Here is an 18709-nt window from a genome sequence, read left to right as displayed (position 1 = left end):
CAATCCATGTTTCAATGTAAACCCAAAAAGTTGCCGGCATTTTGGGTGAACTTCGCGAAGAGGCCCGGTTGCCGCTGTTCGCGGGTCTAGCCCATGGAACGGGACAGATAGTCTTGTCGAGCCGTGAATATAGTTTGCGATTGGTGTTTGTGCTCATGGCGCTCGCGGCAGGGCTGTCTCCTGCTTGCGCGGTCGAATCGGTGCGTGTGCCGCTCGAGTCGCAAGCCATCGATCTGACCAAGGCTTTCGAAACCTATCACTCCGAGAGCGACCGCCTGCTCGTCTCGACGGCACCCGGCTCCGACGGCATCGTCCGCCGTATCGAGGTGCGGGCCAAGGACGAAGGGACGCGCCCGGACTGGATCGTCTTCGCGCTGACCAACGATACCAGCGAACAGATCGAGAGACTCCTGGTCGCACCGCATTTCCGGCTAGTCGGCTCTGGGGTGATCTGGCCTGACCTTGGCGCGTCGCGGATTTCGGCGATTACCGCGAGTCAGGGGTTTCCGATTGAACGCGACGAAAGCGCCGACGCCGACGTTTTCCGCCTCACGCTCGATCCCGGGACAACGGTGACCTATGTCGCCGAATTGCGCACCCCGAACCTCCCCCAGTTGTCTCTTTGGGAACCGGACGCCTACAAAGACAAAATGACCAGCCTTGCCCTTTACAAGGGCATTGTGATCGGCGTTGCCGGACTCCTCGCACTTTTTCTGACCATTGTCTTCGTCGTCAAGGGTGCCGTGATTTTTCCCGCCGCCGCCGCGCTCGCCTGGACGGTGTTGGCGTATGTCTGCATCGATTTTGGATTTTGGAGCCGGATTTTCGGCACCGGAAGCCAATCCGACCGCGTCTGGCGCGCCTGCATCGAAACGACGCTGTCGGCAACTCTGCTGGTTTTTCTGTTTGCCTATTTGAAGCTCAATCGCTGGCACGTAAGGGCTTCCAATGTGGCAGTGGCCTGGCTGATCTTTCTCGCCGCCCTCGCTGGGTTGGCCATATATGACGCGCCGGTTGCGGCAGGCGTTGCGCGGATTTCGCTGGCGACCATCGCTGGCGCTGGGTTTATCCTGGTGATCTATCTCGCGACGCATGGCTACGACCGCGCCATCATGCTTATTCCGGCTTGGTTTCTGCTGCTGATGTGGGTCATCGGCGCGGCCTTTACGGTCACCGGAACATTGACCAATGATCTTGTCTCGCCCGCCTTGATCGGTGGTCTCGTCCTGATTGTCATGCTGATTGGTTTCACCATCATGCAGAATGCTTTCGCCGGCAGCGCGCTTGGCGGTGCCGGCGTTTCCGACTCCGAGCGCAAGGCCCTCGCCCTGACTGGAAGCGGCGATATCATTTTCGATTGGGACGTCACGGCCGACCAGGTCCATGTCAGTCCGGAGCTGGAAGCGCAATTGGGCCTCCCCCGCGGCGCCCTCGAAGGCCCCGCCTCGTCTTGGCTGCACGTCGTTCATGCGAGCGAGCGGGACCGTTTCCGCGCCTGCCTCGACACGATCCTTGAGCAGAGGCGCGGCAGGATCAACCAGGAATTCCGTCTGCGTGGCGCCGGCGCCGACCATTACTGGTTCCGCATGAAGGCCCGTCCGGTCGCCGGACCTGACGGCGATGTGGTCCGCCTCGTCGGCACGCTGAGTGACATTACCGAGTCGAAGATTGCCGAGGAGCGGCTTCTGCATGACGCGGTGCATGACAATCTCACCGGCTTACCGAACCGGGAACTTTTTTTCGATCGCGTCGGCGCCGCCCTGACACTTGCTCAAACCGACAACAATTTGCGCCCCGCCATCCTCAGCATCGACATCGATCGCTTCAAGCAAATCAACGAGGAGTCGGGACTTTCGTCCGCCGATTCGATTCTTCTGACCGTCGCGAGGCGGCTGTCGCGTGTCCTGAAACCGCAGGATACGCTGGCGAGGCTCTCCGCCGATCAATTCGCCGTGCTGATCGTTTCCGAAATCGAGACCAGCGAGATCAGTGCCCTCGCCAATCTTGTGCGGCGCGTCGTTTCCACTCCAGTGATGTTCAGCGACAAGGAAATCCCGCTCACCGCGTCGATCGGCCTCGCGCTCTACGACCCCCAGTTGCACGCGACGCGGGAAGACATGCTGAAGGATGCCGAAATCGCCATGCGGCATGGCAAGCGCATGGGCGGTGATCGTATCGAAGTGTTCCGGCCGACGATGCGCTCCTTGCGCTCGGATCGCTTCGGCCTCGAGGCGGACCTTGGCAAAGCGCTGGACCGCGGCGAGATCAAAGTGCTCTTTCAGCCGATCGTCCGGCTCGAGGACCGCACCGTCGCGGGCTTCGAAGCCTTGCTGCGATGGGATCATCCGCGCCACGGGCGGCTCAGCCCCGCCGAGTTTGTTCCGCTTGCCGAGGACACCGGGATCATCATCGACATCGGCCTTTTCGTGCTGGAACGAACCGCGCATGAACTTGCCGCCTGGCAACGCGCGCTCGACGTCGATCCGCCGATTTTCGCCAGCGTCAATATCTCCTCTCGCCAATTGCTTCGCCACGATCTCCTGCACGACGTCAAGGGCGTGCTGAGCCGCTCCAATGTGATCCCCGGCACATTGAAGCTCGAATTGACGGAAAGCCTCGTCATGGAGAATCCCGAATACGCCGCGCAAATGCTGACCCGTATCCGCGAGCTTGGGGCCGGTCTCTCGCTCGACGATTTCGGGACCGGCTATTCATCCCTTTCTTATTTGCAACGGTTTCCATTCGACACGATCAAGATCGACCAATCCTTCGTGCATCAGAATGGCAATGGCGCCCGCCCCGTGATCCTGCGCTCGATCGTATCGCTCGCCCATGATCTCGGCATGGAGGTCGTCGCGGAAGGCGCGGAAACCGAATCCGACGCCATCGAGCTTTATCAACTCGGCTGTGAGTATGCGCAAGGCTATGCCTTCGGCCATCCGATCAGCGCCATCGAAGCGCGCAAGCTTGTCGGGGCCGCGACCGCCGCCGCTTAGTCAATCCCGCGGAACCCGTCCGGCCTTCTTATTGTCCACTACAGCCCTTGATCCCGCGCATGGACAGGACGCAACTCCTGCAAGGTTCCCGGCAGAATCCGGCCAAGGAACGCCGCGACTGCATCCCCATACCGATGGAACACCAAGCCGGCGCCGATCACCAGGAGTCCAATGCCCGACAAGGCAAACGGAAAGAGAAACGAATCCTTGAAGACATCCTCCGCCAGATATCCGAGATAAAGGCTTATGCCGAAGGCTCCGAACACCGCATAAGCCCGGCGCATCAAGAACAGCGAAAGAAACACCAGACCGACGTTGATCAGGCAATAAATGGCCTTGCCGATGTCGCTGCCACTGTTCTGCGCGGTCAAGCCGCCCCAGAAGGCCATCAGGCCAAAAAGATGGAGCCAATAGGCGAAGTCCCCGCCCCGCCAGCGACGGAGATCGACGAGCCAGGCGATGGCGAGAACAAGAAAACCGAACATAACGCTGACGTTGGCGCGCTGTTCATAGGTGAACTCCTCGCTGTGCAAGAGCCATGGCGTCAGATCCATCGACATGAACCACAGCGCGAAGGCGGCGGGCATGACCAGGAACGGGAACGGAAAAAACGCGAGCGCGACGAGCGCGGCAAGGACGGTACCAATCTCCATGGGAAGCCAGCTCGCCCGAACCCAGACGTAAAAATCATGATAGGACTGAGTCTCGCTCGGATCATTGCCGGTCGCGGCCTGAATGCCATAGATGAACAGCGGAACCATGCCGACCGCGCAGGTGGCGAGAAGACCGCCGGGCGTTCGCAACCCGCGCCAGCGCCATAGGTAAGCTCCCGCCACGGCAAAACCGATCGCATAAACAACCGAGGTCGCAATCAAAGCCTTCGGTCCCCAGGCACTGAAGGCTTGCGTGGTGAATAGACTCATCGCGCCAAGCACGATCAGCGCGCCCATATACCAGAGCACATTGACGAAATCGAAGCGTGGCGCCTGCTCGGCAGGACGGCCGGAAGCGATTCTTCGTTCGGCAAGAAAACGCGTCAAATGTTCGTAGGTCGAAGCGTCGATGATCCCGGCGTCGAAAGCAGCCCGCAGATCATTGTCCTTGAAATTTGAAGCCGCCATGAGATTTTCCCGGAGAAGACGAACGCGGAGATATTCAGCGCAATATAAAACACGAGGCAATCGGAGATACTGTGTCCTCTTGCACATCCAACGAGATTTTCGATGGCGCCTGTCATCGCGGCGGCACGGTACTGTTACGCTTATGACATCCGCAATAGCTAAGCCCTCCCTCGCGGTCAACGAATGGGAGATCACTATGGCGGGAATATTGTTAAGCCGAAATCGCTGGAGGTATAGGGCGGCCCGCGGTCTTGTTGCGGGTGGGTTGAGCGCTGTGCTGGCCTGCGGCCCCGCTTGGGCCGAATCGGCGGCAAGCAAGAGCAAGGGTTCGAAGACCGCCTCCCCCATCAAGCATCTGATCGTGGTGATCGGTGAGAATCGCACCTTCGACAATCTTTATGCCACCTATGTGCCGAAACGCGGCCAGCACGTTTGGAACCTGCTGTCGCAGGGCATTGTCAACGCGAATGGCACGCCAGGGCCCAACTGGGCTCTGGCCCGGCAATTCAAGATCGAGACCATCAATCCGGTTTCCTATTTCATCAGCACGAACACGCTGATCAATCCCAACAAAACCCCTTACTCGTTTCTAACGACTCCGGAAGCTGGTGGCGCGCCGCCGCAAACCGAGACATTCACGCAATTCCAGAATGATCCGGTCAATTCGGCAACGCCCTTCGACCCAAAAACTTTTTCACCCAGTGTGCTGGCCCAATTTACCCAAGGGATCGAGCAGAATGATCTGCATCTCCTCACGACGGGCGCCACCGGCCTAAAAAATTGCCAGCTCGACCCGGCAAAGCCGCCGTTCGCCTGCGCAGAGCCGGACACGCGCATCCCCAACTATGCTGGCTTGACCAATACGTCGTTCGAATTGAGCGGCCCCAATCTGCCCTATGACAGCTATACGGGCGACATGGTGCATCGCCTCTTTCATATGTGGCAGCAGTCGGATTGTGACGTTGCCAACGCGACCAAGACCAATCCCGCCGGTTGCAAGAGCGATCTATATCCCTATGTCGGCACCGCACGCGACGATTCCGGCGGCAATGCGCTGGGCTTCTATAATGTTCAGAAGGGGCAGGCGCCATTGTTCAAATGGCTAGCCGACAATTACACCATCGGTGACAATTACCATCAGCCGGACATGGGCGGCACGGGCGTGCAGCACACCATGCTGGGCACCGCCGATAATATCTACTGGGAGCAGTCCGGCAGCCTGCCCGCGCAGCCGCCAGCGAAACGTATCGCCGATCCGACGCCCAAAAGCGCCACCAATGTCGCGTTCGTGAACGACGAACGCTGGACCAAATGCGGCGATCCGGCGGCACCCGGCATCAAGCCGATTATGGATTATTTGAAATCTCTGCCGTGGCGGCCGGACTTGACAGCATCAAATTGCGATCCGGATCGCTACTATGTGATCAACAATACGCGGCCAGGCTATCTCTCGAACGGCGACATCAACACCGCGGGACTCACGGCGGGTACGGTGGCGCCGCCGTCGACGGTGCGGACGATCGGCGACGCCCTCAACGAAAAAAATATCGACTGGGCGTTTTTTGGCGGCGGCTACAATGCGGCGGCGCGCTTCGACAGCGGCTCGACCAATCCAATCGACATCATGATCGGCACCGGTGGCGATTGGTACTGCGATATCTGCAATCCATTCCAATATGCGAAGTCGATCATGGGCGATCCGGCGCAGCGCAAGGCACATATCAAGGACGTGATCGACTTCTTCGGCGATCTCGATCACGGCCAGCTGCGCCCGGTTTCCTATGTCAAACCGGACAGCTTTGAGGACGGCCATCCCGGCTACTCAAAACCCGATCTGTTCGAAGCGATGATCAAGAAGATTCTCGACGGTCTCCACGCGCATCCGAAGCTGTTCGCCGACACTGCGGTCGTGATCACTTTCGATGAGGGCGGCGGCTATTGGGACTCGGGCTTCATCCAGCCGATCGATTTCTTCGGCGACGGGCCGCGCATTCCATTGGTCGTCGTGTCACCCTTCTCGCGGGGCGGCCGCGTGGTGCACACCTATGAGGATCACGCGTCGGTCGTGAAATTCATCGAACGCAATTGGGGTCTTGCTCCCCTCACCGGTCGCAGCCGCGACAATCTGCCAAATCCTCTCGCGACTTCGGACAATCCCTACGTGCCGACCAACATGCCCGCGATTGGCGACTTGTTCGATATGTTCCAATTCGGAGATGAGCAGACCCGTTAGGTCTGCGCGGAAGCTTCCAAATGGCGCCGATCCGGGAGGGTCGGCGCCAGCTCCACTTTATTTCAATCCGAGCTTGTCGAGTGGCGGCCCAGGAAAGCTGGCACAAGCAGGCGCGCCGGCAGAAGTCCCAATCAGTTCCCGCACGGCCCGCACCGCCTGATCGATCGCCGAATGCGCATAGGCATAGGCGCCAGCATCGGAATTAGCGATCGCGATCTTGCCCCAGCCTCGCCGCGATGTCTCGATCGGCAACGCGCCCGCCGGCCAGTAAGAATCCCACGGCCGCATATATTCATACGCGTAGCCATGCGACCAACGGTTGATCGCGATGGCCTCGATATCGCGGGCCGGATCGAAGCCGCCGGACCCAAGCGCCCGCGCCAAAAGATCGCGGATCTGAACCTCCGCCTCGGCGAAGGTCAGCGCGGTGAGCGCGTGGCGGCCTGCCCGGCTCTGTTCACGGGCCGGCTGACCCTTCTCGCCCAGCACGGTTTTGGCAAGGTGAAGCAGGACAGGCTCATCCGGGCGGTCCGCGAAGCGGTAGCCGCCAATGCTGACCGGATAGTCAAGATGGCATTCTTCCCACCAGCCGCCCGCCACGGTGAAGCGGTTGACGCCGAGCTTCGCCAGCGGCTCCCAGGACCGCAGCAGCACATTGGCATACATCAAAGGAACCTTGTGCTGGTCGTTGAGCGCCTCGATTTGCGCGGCCGGAAGCTCGTTGGCGAGGAGTGGGATCGCCCGGTGCCAACACGCAAGGATCGCACGGCCGGCGCTCACTTTGCGCAGCCTTCCCCCAGCGGCGTAACAAGCCTCCACGCTGTCACCAGTATGGCCAATCCTAACGCAAGGCGCGTTGAGACGGATGCGGATGTTGTTTTCCGGACGGTCGAGACGGCCATAATCCGTCTCGGCCAGGACCAGATCTTCGATCGTGGCCCCCGGCACCGCCTCCGGAATCAGCTTGCGAACCAGCGCCCGGGCCAGCGAGGCATTGCCGTCTGGAAAGTGATAAATATAAGAATCGGGATTCTTCTGGTTCAGCCGCCCGCTCGGGCTCAACGCCGCATCGACGGCATCGCCCAGATCCATGGCGTCGAAGCCGGGGTTTCCAATGGCCCGCGCATCGAGACACGACACGGCATCGATACCGGCGCCGAAATAGCCCTTGGTCGTGTCTTCGAAATAGGCCGCGACCTGCGGATGCAGACCCAAGGTCTTCAAAAGAAAGGCTTCGTAGGTCGTCTCCGATAGGAGGGCTAGCTTCTCCCTCCGGCTTTTGCCTGGAAACGGATCAACTGGCGAATCGATGAGCGCGATCAAATCGCTTTTTGCTTTCCCATCGAGCGGGCTGCGCATAACCCATTCGGCCGCGCTGCCTTCTGTGCGGACCAAGGCATCGGTGCCAAAGTTTTCGCGGGCAAAGAAGGCGGCCTCGCCAAGGCCGCGGTCCTTGGCCCAGCTCTGATCGAACCACGTCTCGAATTTGGCAAGGTCGATTCCAACATCCGCGATCAGCTGCGCGACGGCTGGCGAGAAGTAAGTTGGCGATTGCAGAGATTCGGAGCCGCCAAAGCCGACGAGCCGGCGGCCATTCGCGGCTGTGAATTCATTGCGCCTCGCGTGGCCGCCAAAATCTTCGGAATTGTCCAAAATCAAGATGCGCGATCCCGCGCCCGCCTGCTGCTGAAAAAGGAAAGCCGCTGCAAGACCGCTGATCCCTGCCCCCACAACAATCAAGTCGTAATGTTCGCCGGTCGCCTCAGGGGCGCCAGCCTTGTCCCAAAAACTCTTGTCGCGGAGCGCATGCATCACCGCGAAATTATGATCGGTCTGCCCTTGAAATTCTCCCCCGGGACGAGCGCCCGCGGCGAGGGAAAAACCCGCGAGGGACGCTCCCGCGCTGACCGCGACGCCGTTGATGAAATCCCGCCGGCTGATTGGCCGGAGCATGCCCAAAGCCCGCTCATAGCCGGACGCCGCCATGCTAGGAACGCCAGCCTAACGGGGAAAAGGAATCTATCATTCCTATCGTTTAGATTGACTTCGAGCCTTAGCCAAGCCTGATCGTGCCTCGATCTCCATTTCTCAGGCGCGATGATGTCCCTGTTTTTGGCCCATGCGGCTCAATTTCGCGCATCCCTTTTCCCGACGTGATGGCTTTCTTCCAAGTAAATACGGCTTTCCTCCTCTGCCCAAGTCAGTGTGCGATGATCAAACCCGGCTTCGATCATCGGCTTTATCACCGAGAAATAAGGGGAAATGTCGAAATCATGTGGAGTGAAAAGCCTATGGTTGCGGATATGAAAAATTTCCGTCCGGGCGTATTCACTTTGAAGTTTGGCGAGTTTGTCCCCTGCGGTTTCTATCTGCGGAAGGATCGGATATCGGATTGAGTGAAAAGCCTGGGCAATTAACGTCGAGCAGATGGCACGCGTCGGCGACCCAGCTCCAAGTGCGATCATCCGCCGCCGGAATCGCACCGGCACCGGCGGTGTGGGAAGCAAGTAGCGAACAAGATCGACAATGTTTTTCAAGTCGTAGATGAACCCAATCCGCTCAACAGCGAAGCTGATGACGGCTTCTATATCTTCGCTGGCTAGCCCCACAGGACGGCAAATCCGGCTATGCGATAGCCCGTATTTCGACAGCGGTGAAGAAATAACCCCTTCTTCGAGTTCGGCTTCAACGAGGACATGCGGCTCACCGTCCGGCTCGTGGCGATCGATGATCCGGCCAACGTAAAGCGCAGCGTGAGACCAAGTCGATTGGGTGAGATATCTGATCGCCGACGATATTCGCGAGTCGCCTTCAACGAGAAGAATGTCCCCTGGATGTAGGACTTGGGCAAGACATTGGGGGTCGCAGGTTACGATGGGGCGGTAGCTCTTGATTGGCGCAGACAGAAAGTGAGCGAGCCTGCGACTGACGGTATCAAGAATTCGGTTCACATTCCTACTCCACCGAACGAGAGATCACCGCCAGCTTCGCTAGACGCGTTAGTCCGGCGCTATGGTAATTCGTCCCGTCATGTCCGGATGAAAGCGGCAATAATAGTCAACGATACCCGCCTTCGTCAGCACCAAGCTCGCGGAATTGTCCGGCTCGATCATCACATCAAAGCCGCCGCGCACGGTTGCCGTATGCGCGACGATGTCCTTGTTCCTCCACACGACGGTGTCGCCAACCTTTGCTATAATTTCCACCGGCGAAAAGATCAGCCTGTCGATTGTAACTTGGATCGTTAAGGCGTGCGCCGGGACGGAAGTCATGCCCAATATGATTGCCGCAAATCCGGCAAGAACCCGTCCCGGCAGCATAGGAAGCTCCTTGCGTCTTACTTTAGCGCGGCTTCAACGGTTTCGGCGTGCTTTTCGTGCCCTTGGAAGATTTTAAGGCCGGTCTGCAGCAGACTCTTAAGTTCGGGATTGCTGGCGTCCGGAATAAGTGTCGTCGCAAGGGCACCATTGACCGTTTTATGATACGCAACCTCATTCGCGACATAGGCCTTATCGAAATCGGCGCCATTGAGCTTTGACAGCTCCACCCGTTTGTCCGCCGCTTGCTTGGTCAAGGCACGGCTGGTGTCATTGTCTTCCGGTGTGACCTTGAGTTTCGCAACGAGTTCGAGCGCTTGCTTGTTCACGGCCTCATGATCGCGCACCATATCCTCGGCGAAGGCCCGCACGTCTTTGTTGGTGGATTTCGATATGGCGTTCTTGGCGGCCTCGATATCGAGTTTTCCGGCCGTGTAAGCAATGTGGGCGATCTGTGGATCGGTTGGCTTGGCCGCACCTTGTGCGAGGGCCATGCCGCTTAGCAAACAAGTCGCGGCAATCGCCGCGCTCAATCGGACTTGCATGACATGCTCCTAACTTCTGCCAGGGGACGCTCAAAACGTCCGGGCTTTTTGTGTTGCCCCTGTTAGATGATTGGTGGGCAGAAAAGTTCCCGGAAAGGCATTATGGCTTTGGCTGGGTAATAATGGTTCTCCGAGACGATTTGGCTTGACCACAAGTCCGGCAAAGCCTCAAACCGCCATGCTGAGGAATTCCTGGCGCGTCAGCGGATTGTCGCGGAAGCAGCCCAACATGCAGCTGGTGACCAGATCTGAATCGGGTTTATGCACACCACGCGTCGTCATGCAGTGATGCGAGGCCTTGATGGTGACCGCAACGCCTTGAGGTTTAAGGACATCACTGATCGAGTTGGCGATTTGCGCCGTCATCTTTTCCTGGATTTGCAGACGCTTGGCATAAACCTCAACGACGCGGGCGAGCTTGCTGATCCCAACCACACGACCGTTTGGGACATAAGCTACCCAAGCGTGGCCGATGATGGGCGCCATGTGGTGCTCACAATGACTTTCGAAGCGGATGCCGCGCAGCACGATCATTTCGTCATAACCTTCGATTTCCTCGAAAGTTTTTTGCAGAAATGCGACTGGGTCCTGGGCATAGCCGGCATAAAACTCTTCGAACGCGCGGGCCATGCGGGCGGGAGTCTCGATCAAACCTTCCCGTTCTGGATCGTCGCCGGTCCAGCGAATAATAGTTCGAAACGCAGCTTCGACATCAGCCCGGTTAGGCCGGTCGATCCCAGCCTGCAGGGGTCTGATCCCTTCCAGCGCATGCACATTTGAACTCATTGAGTTGCTCTCCTCTCGCAGGGCGCCGGAGCGGCACGAGGGCTGCTGATAAGCCGGCCCCGTTCGACGAATGGCGCGTTGAAATGGTCCTGGAAATTATCACAGAAGTAGGAGGCGCTGCAGCACGGCATTGGTCATGCGCTCGCAACGCTTGCCGGCAAATGGGAATGCGTCCATCAGAACGGGACCGATTTGCTTGTCGAGTTCCTCGCGCACGAGTTTGCGCGCGCGATGCAGCCGGGTCTTCACCGTGTCCGGCGGGAGATCGAGGAGATTCGCGGTTTCCTCGACGCTCATGCCTTCGATGACCCGCGTCATGAAGACGATTCGAAAGATCTCGGGCAAATTGTCGGTTGCCCGCTCGACAAGCTGCAGAATTTCCCGTTGCGCCATCGTTCGTTCCGGATCCCCGCTTGTTCCCATTTGAGGGAATTTGATGATCTCAGCCTGGCTGCGTGGCGCTTCAAAAATTTCGAGGCCTACGACCGGACGTTGGCGCCGCAGCCGCCCCAACGCTTCGTTCATGGTGATTCGGGAAAGCCATGTCGCCAGACTTGCATCACCGCGAAAGCTGCCAAGATGGGCAAACGCTTTGACATAGGCTTCCTGGACGGCGTCTTCGGCTTCGCTTTCGTTGCGCAAAATACCGCGCGCGATCCGGTACAGGCGGCGGTTATACCGCTCCATAATGGTGCGGAATGCCGCGTCGTCACGGCCAAGAGCCCGCCGGACGAGTTCGGCATCGCCGGAAGGGGAGGCGATATTTGGCGCGGGCACTGGTCTCATAGTGGTTCCTTTCAACCGGTTAGATGCGGCGGCAGGCGAAAGGTTCCCCGACGCGCCCGTGATTGCGGCCGGCCATGGCCTATCGGACCGATCCGCTCAGAGATCGTACATGCTTCAAGTCGATTTACGTGGGGGAGACTTGCGTTTTTTGATGCTCCAATCGTACCAAATCGTTTCACGTGAAACATTTTGGTACGATTGCTCAGCTGGTCGATCGCCGCCAGCGGCCGAGCATCGTGATCGCAAACACAAGCGCCGCCCCGATTGGGCCGTCCCAGGTGTCATAGTCTGGCCAGCGCGGGCGGAGCCAGCTGGCGAGCATGGGATCGGTGGTCAGAAGATCCCCGGCAATCCAGCCAAGCAGTGCCGCACCCGCCCAGACAAGCAGCGGAAACCGGTTCAGCAGCGCAAGCACGAGCGCGGACCCGAAGATGATTAATGGAATCGAGAGAGCGAGACCGAACAGGATCAAAAGCTTCGAGCCCTTCGCCGCGGCGGCGATCGCCATCATATTGTCGAGCGACATGATGGCGTCCGCCACGACAATGATTCGGATGGCGGACCACAAGGACGCCGCTTCTCGCACCGGCTTTTTTTGTGGCTCGTCCTCGCTCGCCAGTTGGATGGCGATCCAAAAGAGCAAAATCCCGCCGACGATCTTCACGAATGGAAGGCCGAGCAATTCAACGACCAAAAGTGTAAAGATGACGCGCAACGCGATCGCAACGCCGGACCCGAGCGTGATCCCCAGCATGCGTTGCCGTTTGGGCAGCGACCGGCAGGCCAGCGCGATCACAACGGCATTATCGCCCGAGAGGAGAAGATCGATCCAGATAATCTCGAGCAGCGGTAGCCACGCGGCCGGCAAGGCAAGGTCCATGGTGTGGAGCTAGGTCATCGATCGCGCGAGGTCAAGCGCCGAGCTCACGCGTGGCCGCTTCACAAAATCGTGGTGCAAAAGATGCGGGCGGAGATTTCGGGCGGTGACGAGAATCGCGATCAGGGCGGCGCGGGTCAGACCGGCGAGATGTGCGCAACGGTCTCGTGACGTCTTTTTTGGCCGGTCAAGGCGTGCGAGCCGCGGCACATGGAAGAATCCGATCGCGCGGGCCTGTGAGCGCGACAGCGACAGATAAAGCACCTCGTTACAGACATAATCGCCAGCATTGACCGACAAACGGGCATGAAAGCTGGCCCGGCGCAGCGCGGCTTCGATTTGGCAGGCCGGAAAAGTGGCGCGCTTGGAATGAACTGCACCGGCAACGATGACCTGGCATGACGCACGGGCGCCAGACGTGTCGGAGTGAAGCAGGCTCACACGGTTCAGCGCCCGCGTCTCAACGCTGAGGTATTTCCGGCGCGCGGCCAGACCGAAATGCAATATAGCGTCAGGATGAAGCGACCTCTCGAGGTCTTCGAGTTGTTGCGCGGCTCCCGCAAAATGAACTGGCAGGAGCGCAACGTCGAGCGCGATGCCGAGGCGCGCTAGCCTTGCTTTATGATTTACGAGCGCGCGGATGAGCCGCGCCGTCGGGTTGTCGCGAGCCCCCGGAAAGCCGCCGAAACCGGTCACGAGAATGCGCAATGGCCAAGCTTTCACAGGCACCCCAGGTTTCATCGGTTTCCCCCGCAACGGTCGCATTACCGACATTTTTGGCGGCGACAAGGGGGGTGCCTGGAAAGCCGCATGTACGATGCCCACCTTGTCCTTGAGAGCAAGGGTCGCCGCATCCTTTAAAATCGTGGTGTCCCCAGTATTTAGGAACAAACTTGAACCCAAGCGCGACGTCACGAGAAAACATGCCTCGCATTTGCCGGCGTCACCTGTCCCCGGAGCGGCCGCATTTCGTGCGGCTGTTCTGTTGCATGGTCGCGGGTGGTGCCATGATCCTTGTCGCTGGCTGCGCGTCGATGGGCCTATCAGGGGTCAGCGAGCCCGCGGCGGAGCCACACTCGGTCGCGATGTTTGTCGCCTCAACCCGCAAGGGCGAACACGGTGCCTCGAACGAAACCGCCGTCGAAGGCGGCGCGCGGTTTTCCTTGCAGCAGATCGGCGTTCCGCCGGATCATACACCAGGCAAGGTGGAGCGGCCTTCGTTCGGATCGGAAGATCCGCAAAAACACTTCGTCGCCGTCAGCCGCCGGGTGCTCGATGAAAACGAGTTTTTCAGCGAACTCGCCAGCCATATTTCCGGGCGCATCGGCTCGAATCGCGATGTTCTTATCTATGTCCATGGCTTCAACACGAGCTATGATGAAGCGCGTTTCCGTCTCGCTCAGATTGCCGCTGATGGGCGTTTCGGCGGCGTCGTTATCCTTTACACCTGGCCAGCGGCAGGAAGTCTTCTCGATTACGGTGCCGCCAAGGAGAATGCGACCACCTCCCGCGACGCCTTGACCAAGCTTATTCACCGGGTTGCCGAATTACCTGACGTTGGCCGCGTCCATGTTCTGGCGCATTCCATGGGCGCCTGGCTCGCCATGGAAGCCTTGCGGGAAAATGCGATTTCCGGAAGCCCAGACCTTAACGGCAAGCTCGGCGACGTCATGCTTGCCGCGCCTGACATTGACTTGAATGTCTTCCGGCAGCAATTGGCGCGGCTTGATGCCTCGCATGTCTCGGTTCTCGTCGCATCCAACGATCGGGCGCTCTCCATTGCTCGGACACTTGCCGGAGACAGGCCGCGCCTGGGCGGACTCGATCTCAACAACCCCACTGACCGGGCGGCGCTCGACGAACTTGGGGTTAAGGCCTATGATTTGTCGGCCGAGGCGACAGGCCTGATCAAACATGGAACCTTCGCTGACGCTCCGCAGGCGGTACGGACGATCGCGTCGCAAATTACGTCGTCACGGCCGCAGGACGCCAACACTCAGGCCGTGCTGGGTGACAGACCCGTCGATTCAAAAATTGTCACCACGCCCCTCGCCCCATTGACTGGGGCACCCGCCGCCGCCCCGCCGCAATAATGGCCGCGCTGGCTAAGCTTTTCCGCAGTTTGATTGCAGGCGAAGATAGGGAACTTTTGCTTGGACTACGCGTTTAATAGTGTGAACTCTTTGCCGGGGCTTGGCTGTGAGACCCGGGCTATGCTCAATTTGGTGAGTTCCGGCGCCTGCGTGGCCATCTTTATTAAATCAGAAATCACAGTTCTGTTGATGGTATGCGGAACGAAGAATTTAAGAATTTCTTTAATTTAAAATATTGTTTTCAAAGAATCCGTCTGTAAAGGAATTATATTTCCTATTTTTTTCCCTTGCTCTCAATTATCTGGGCTGGGTTGAGAAAAATATACTGATCGTATATTGTCAACAAATCGATTCGTGAACAGCTATTCACAAGGATTTGAATCTCTTCACGAGGAGATGATGTGCTTTTAAACTCAAACGGTGAGAGTTATTGCAAAGCAGCATGAATATCTTTGTTGACGTCATGCCAGTGTTAGATTTATCATTTATGTTGTCAGTAATAGTAATCTGTGGAGCTTGAGGTTAACCTTTTACGAAAGGGTATCGCCGCCGCTTATTCGTATTCAACGTCGTAGGCCCGCGAAGCGAGGGAGTTGTTATGTGTTTGATCGCTGAAATCATCCATACGTGTTCGCACGAAAAGGTCGCCCAGGCAGCCGTTGCATCTTTGGGGTCCGAATTCGCGGGCAGGGTCGGTGTCACCGCCGAAACGTTTGGATTGTCGGTCGGCGCATTTGCGGCTCGCGCGGTTCGTGAATTCGAAAAGAGCGTCGGCGAACAGGAAAAAAAGGCCCTTCGCGCGATCATGGACCGCACGGATCAGCCGATCCTGACAGGACTTCAGGCGATTTTGCAGCCGATCGTAGATGTTGACGATCCTGCCTCGGAGTTACAGGCGCTCATAAATCCGGAGGAAAGCCGCGCGGGTCAAAAACTAGCTTCGGCGGAAATCTGGCCGAAAAGACCGAAGTCTGTCGATTTTTCGTTCGGTTGAGCAGCATACAACCATCTGGGATCAAGGGCTTCAATTTGCCGCCAGGCGCGCCCAGGGTCTCGTACGCTCAGGAATTTCTGGTCCGAGCGCGGGTTGATAGAAAGTCTTGATACGGGGCCTGCGGCCCGTTTCCAGCAATTGGATCGTCACCGCATCTTCAATCTCGAAACTGTCGAAGCCGCAGCGGGCAAGCAATTGCAACTGGTCGAACAATATCTCGCCGCGCGCCCGTAGCTCGCCCTGATATTTATAGGCGCCGCGGAGCTGACGGGCGAGCGAATAGCCGCGTCCGTCCGTGAATTTGGGAAACGCAACCACGATCAACGCGAACCGCGAAAAATCAGGCGCTATCGCCTGCAAATCGTGCCCCGGTTTTAAAACCTCCCCCGGTTCAAGGAGCAGGCCTAGCGGACGATCATGAAGCACCCACGCACGGATTGCCAGCCATTGCGGCAGCGTCAGAATGATTTTACCGTCCGGCGGCAGTTCTTCTGCTTGCGTGAGAAAGCGCCAGTCGTCCACGACAAAACCATCACCTTTGAAGATTGCCATCGTTAAATGTCCGCGCCGGCAAAAAGCGGCAAAGTGTGAAGCCCGCATTCGACTTTGGCCTTTCCGCGCCAGCGTCCCGCACGCGGATCTTCGCCAGGCTTTACTGGCGACGTGCAAGGCATACACCCAATCGACAGAAAACCTTTGTCCACGAGCGGATGGTGTGGCAAGTCGAAGGCATCGAGATAATCCAGAATCTTGACCGCCGGCCAATGGGCGAGCGGATTGACTTTGATGCGCCCGCCTTCGGATTCGAGCAAGGCCAGTTCCCCGCGTGATTGTGCCTGAAACCGCTTGCGGCCTGTGATCCACGCATCATAACCTTCGAGCGCTTCCGCCAAGGGCAGCACCTTGCGGATTTCGCAACAGCGGTCGGGATTGCTCGCCCAAAGGAAATTTTCAGGGTCCTCCGCGGCAAGCAACGCCGGTTTGGGGCCTATGGAAATTACCTTTTCAAGACCAAGATGGGCGACGAGTTCATCCCGATAGGCGAGCGTTTCCTCGAACAAAACCCGTGTGTCGATGAACAACACCGGCGTCGCTTTGTCGATTTGTGCAACCATATGGAGCAGCACAGCAGAATCGGCGCCAAAACTCGAGACGAGCGCGATGCGATCCGGAAAAAGATCCTTGATCACGACACGCAGAAATTCGGCCGTTTCCAGTCCCGCCAAAGCAGCATTAAGCCGCGGCGCTTTTTCAGAAGCTTCAAGGATGGCAGCCTCATTCCCGGCCATAAAGCGCCTCCTTGAACGGCGCCATCCCGATCCTCCGGTAGGCCGCCAGAAAATCCTCCGCCGGGTTCGCACGGTATTTCAAATATGTATCAACAACGGTCTCGACGGCATCGACAACATCCTCGGAAGAAAAACCACGGCCGGTGAGTGTCCCGACATTGCAAAGCTCGTCGGCCGAGCCGCCAAGAGTGATCTGATAGGCCTCGGCACCGGACTTCTCCAATCCAAGAATGCCGATATGGCCGACATGGTGATGTCCGCAGGCGTTGATGCAGCCAGAAATATTGATCTTCAACTCGCCGATGTCCCGCGCCCGTGCGCCATCGCCGAACCGCTCTGAAATGCGCTGCGCGATGGGAATCGAACGGGCGGTTGCCAGCGCGCAAAAATCGAGCCCCGGGCAAGAAATAATGTCGGTGACAAGGCCGGTGTTGGCGGTGGCGAGACCATGACTTGCTAGGCGGTCGTAGAGTTCGGGCAAATCATCTAGGGCGACATAAGGTAAAACAAGGTTCTGTTCATGAGCGACTCTGATCTCATCAGCTGAAAATTCCTCGGCGAGGCCGGCAATCGCGTCCATCTCATCGGCGCTGGCATCGCCTGGAATGCCGCCGATGGGTTTCAAGGAGACATTGACGATCGCATAGCCCGGTGTTTTGTGCGCGGCGATATTTTGCGCCACAAAGCGGGCAAACGCCGGATCGCCCGCTTTCCGCCGCGCAACCGCTAAGGAATGATCCCCCCGCGCGGCTAAGTCGGGTGGCGCGAAATAGGCGCGGATGCGGTCGATTTCCGCTTGCGGCAAGGTCAAACCAACATCGCGATGATTGGCAAATTCCGCCTCGACCTCGTCTCGAACGGCATCGGCGCCTTTCTCATGCACCAAGATTTTGATGCGCGCCTTGTATTTGTTATCGCGCCGCCCTTCGAGATTATAGATGCGCAGGATCGCATCCGTGTAGGCGAGGAGATCTTCCTTTGGCAGGAAGTCGCGAATCTTATGGGCGATCAAGGGGGTGCGGCCGAGGCCGCCGCCGACATAGACGCTAAAACCTATTTCGCCCCTGGCATTCTTGATGATCTGATAGCCAATATCGTGAACCTGGATCGCGGCGCGATCCTTGGCGGCGCCATTCACGGCGATCTTGAATTTGCGCGGCAAAAACGAATATTCCGGGTGCAGCGATGACCATTGCCGCAGAATTTCGGCATAGGGGCGCGGATCTTCGATTTCATCGGCCGCGGCGCCTGCAAATTGGTCGGCGGTGACATTGCGGATGCAATTTCCCGAGGTCTGGATGGCGTGCATTTCGACATCCGCGAGTTCCTCCAGAATGGCTGGGCAGTCTTTGAGTGCCGGCCAGTTGAACTGAATATTCTGGCGGGTTGTGAAATGGCCGTAGCCCTTGTCGTAGCGCCGCGCGATGAAGGCGAGTTTGCGCATTTGCCGCGACGACAAGGTGCCGTAAGGAATCGCAATGCGCAGCATATAGGCGTGCAATTGCAGATAAACGCCGTTCATCAGCCGCAGCGGCCGGAACTTTTCCTCGTCCAATTCGCCCGAGAGACGCCGTGCCACCTGGTCACGGAATTGCGCGACGCGCGCGGCGACAAAGTTTTTGTCGAATTCATCGTAGCGATACATGCGAGCTCCGCTCCGCCCGGGCATCCA

General features: G+C 58.3%; 16 protein-coding genes. 4 read left to right on the top strand and 12 right to left on the bottom strand.

The genetic code is table 11. The annotated features are described in order from the left end of the window. The first annotated feature begins 155 nt into the window (after positions 1-155). A complete protein-coding gene (locus QEV83_RS14950; RefSeq protein ID WP_280131088.1) occupies positions 156-2996 on the top strand; it encodes an EAL domain-containing protein in 2841 nt (946 codons plus the stop codon). A gap of 38 nt (positions 2997-3034) precedes the next feature. Here QEV83_RS14950 and QEV83_RS14945 read toward each other — a convergent pair whose 3' ends face one another. Then, a complete protein-coding gene (locus tag QEV83_RS14945; protein WP_280128491.1) occupies positions 3035-4117 on the bottom strand; it encodes a hypothetical protein in 1083 nt (360 codons plus the stop codon). A 274-nt stretch (positions 4118-4391) separates the two neighbouring features. Between QEV83_RS14945 and QEV83_RS14940 the strand changes: the two genes are divergently transcribed. After that, the gene (locus tag QEV83_RS14940; protein ID WP_280131087.1) at positions 4392-6350 is read left to right on the top strand and encodes an alkaline phosphatase family protein; all 1959 of its coding nucleotides are present in this window, start codon (positions 4392-4394) and stop codon (positions 6348-6350) included. Positions 6351-6407: 57 nt separating this feature from the next. Here QEV83_RS14940 and QEV83_RS14935 read toward each other — a convergent pair whose 3' ends face one another. From QEV83_RS14935 to QEV83_RS14900, 8 genes are all read right to left on the bottom strand, one after another. Then, positions 6408-8336, bottom strand: a complete 1929-nt coding sequence (locus QEV83_RS14935) for an NAD(P)-binding protein (protein ID WP_280128490.1) — start codon at positions 8334-8336, stop codon at positions 6408-6410. 140 nt (positions 8337-8476) lie between these two features. Then, a complete protein-coding gene (locus QEV83_RS14930; RefSeq protein WP_280128489.1) occupies positions 8477-9301 on the bottom strand; it encodes a YiiX/YebB-like N1pC/P60 family cysteine hydrolase in 825 nt (274 codons plus the stop codon). A gap of 48 nt (positions 9302-9349) precedes the next feature. Next, positions 9350-9670 (bottom strand): cupredoxin family copper-binding protein, encoded by a 321-nt coding sequence (locus tag QEV83_RS14925; RefSeq protein WP_280128488.1) that lies wholly within the window; start codon positions 9668-9670, stop codon positions 9350-9352. 17 nt (positions 9671-9687) lie between these two features. Next, positions 9688-10212, bottom strand: coding sequence for a DUF4142 domain-containing protein (locus QEV83_RS14920; protein WP_280128487.1), 525 nt, complete (start codon positions 10210-10212; stop codon positions 9688-9690). 168 nt (positions 10213-10380) lie between these two features. Further along, on the bottom strand, positions 10381-10998 hold the full coding sequence (gene folE / locus QEV83_RS14915) for a GTP cyclohydrolase I FolE (protein ID WP_280128486.1): 618 nt from the start codon (positions 10996-10998) through the stop codon (positions 10381-10383). A gap of 99 nt (positions 10999-11097) precedes the next feature. After that, entirely contained in the window at positions 11098-11784 is a 687-nt protein-coding gene (locus QEV83_RS14910) for an RNA polymerase sigma factor (RefSeq protein WP_280128485.1), read from the bottom strand. A 202-nt stretch (positions 11785-11986) separates the two neighbouring features. Beyond that, on the bottom strand, positions 11987-12664 hold the full coding sequence (locus QEV83_RS14905) for a TerC family protein (RefSeq protein ID WP_280128484.1): 678 nt from the start codon (positions 12662-12664) through the stop codon (positions 11987-11989). A gap of 9 nt (positions 12665-12673) precedes the next feature. Then, positions 12674-13576, bottom strand: a complete 903-nt coding sequence (locus QEV83_RS14900; RefSeq protein ID WP_280128483.1) for a hypothetical protein — start codon at positions 13574-13576, stop codon at positions 12674-12676. An 8-nt stretch (positions 13577-13584) separates the two neighbouring features. Between QEV83_RS14900 and QEV83_RS14895 the strand changes: the two genes are divergently transcribed. Continuing rightward, the gene (locus QEV83_RS14895; RefSeq protein ID WP_280128482.1) at positions 13585-14754 is read left to right on the top strand and encodes an alpha/beta fold hydrolase; all 1170 of its coding nucleotides are present in this window, start codon (positions 13585-13587) and stop codon (positions 14752-14754) included. Between the two features lie 598 nt (positions 14755-15352). Next, the gene (locus QEV83_RS14890; protein ID WP_280128481.1) at positions 15353-15748 is read left to right on the top strand and encodes a hypothetical protein; all 396 of its coding nucleotides are present in this window, start codon (positions 15353-15355) and stop codon (positions 15746-15748) included. A 30-nt stretch (positions 15749-15778) separates the two neighbouring features. Here the strand turns inward: QEV83_RS14890 and QEV83_RS14885 are convergent, their stop codons facing one another. Genes QEV83_RS14885 through QEV83_RS14875 form a run of 3 tightly spaced genes read right to left on the bottom strand, consistent with a single transcriptional unit; the run spans position 15779 to position 18682 of the window. Beyond that, positions 15779-16300 (bottom strand): DUF934 domain-containing protein, encoded by a 522-nt coding sequence (locus tag QEV83_RS14885; protein ID WP_280128480.1) that lies wholly within the window; start codon positions 16298-16300, stop codon positions 15779-15781. Positions 16301-16302: 2 nt separating this feature from the next. Beyond that, positions 16303-17037, bottom strand: coding sequence for a phosphoadenylyl-sulfate reductase (locus QEV83_RS14880; protein ID WP_280128479.1), 735 nt, complete (start codon positions 17035-17037; stop codon positions 16303-16305). After that, positions 17024-18682 carry a nitrite/sulfite reductase gene (locus QEV83_RS14875; protein ID WP_280128478.1) on the bottom strand — a complete coding sequence of 553 codons (1659 nt, stop codon included), beginning with the start codon at positions 18680-18682 and terminating at the stop codon, positions 17024-17026. Before QEV83_RS14875 ends, QEV83_RS14880 begins: the two co-directional genes overlap by 14 nt. Positions 18683-18709: the final 27 nt, after the last annotated feature.

Origin of the sequence: Methylocapsa sp. D3K7, from assembly GCF_029855125.1 — a bacterium.
Taxonomy (GTDB): Bacteria; Pseudomonadota; Alphaproteobacteria; order Rhizobiales; family Beijerinckiaceae; genus Methylocapsa.
The sequence above is the reverse complement of the archived record's forward strand: the minus strand, read 5'-3'. Positions and strand labels throughout refer to the sequence as shown.

Coding starts and splice junctions, on each gene's coding strand:
- QEV83_RS14945 (WP_280128491.1), bottom strand. CDS start 4,117: ATGGCGGCTTCAAATTTCAAGGACAATGATCTGCGGGCTGCTTTCGAC.
- QEV83_RS14905 (WP_280128484.1), bottom strand. CDS start 12,664: ATGGACCTTGCCTTGCCGGCCGCGTGGCTACCGCTGCTCGAGATTATC.
- folE (WP_280128486.1), bottom strand. CDS start 10,998: ATGAGTTCAAATGTGCATGCGCTGGAAGGGATCAGACCCCTGCAGGCT.
- QEV83_RS14875 (WP_280128478.1), bottom strand. CDS start 18,682: ATGTATCGCTACGATGAATTCGACAAAAACTTTGTCGCCGCGCGCGTC.
- QEV83_RS14895 (WP_280128482.1), top strand. CDS start 13,585: ATGCCTCGCATTTGCCGGCGTCACCTGTCCCCGGAGCGGCCGCATTTC.
- QEV83_RS14950 (WP_280131088.1), top strand. CDS start 156: ATGGCGCTCGCGGCAGGGCTGTCTCCTGCTTGCGCGGTCGAATCGGTG.
- QEV83_RS14880 (WP_280128479.1), bottom strand. CDS start 17,037: ATGGCCGGGAATGAGGCTGCCATCCTTGAAGCTTCTGAAAAAGCGCCG.
- QEV83_RS14910 (WP_280128485.1), bottom strand. CDS start 11,784: ATGAGACCAGTGCCCGCGCCAAATATCGCCTCCCCTTCCGGCGATGCC.
- QEV83_RS14935 (WP_280128490.1), bottom strand. CDS start 8,336: ATGGCGGCGTCCGGCTATGAGCGGGCTTTGGGCATGCTCCGGCCAATC.
- QEV83_RS14925 (WP_280128488.1), bottom strand. CDS start 9,670: ATGCTGCCGGGACGGGTTCTTGCCGGATTTGCGGCAATCATATTGGGC.
- QEV83_RS14890 (WP_280128481.1), top strand. CDS start 15,353: ATGTGTTTGATCGCTGAAATCATCCATACGTGTTCGCACGAAAAGGTC.
- QEV83_RS14920 (WP_280128487.1), bottom strand. CDS start 10,212: ATGCAAGTCCGATTGAGCGCGGCGATTGCCGCGACTTGTTTGCTAAGC.
- QEV83_RS14885 (WP_280128480.1), bottom strand. CDS start 16,300: ATGGCAATCTTCAAAGGTGATGGTTTTGTCGTGGACGACTGGCGCTTT.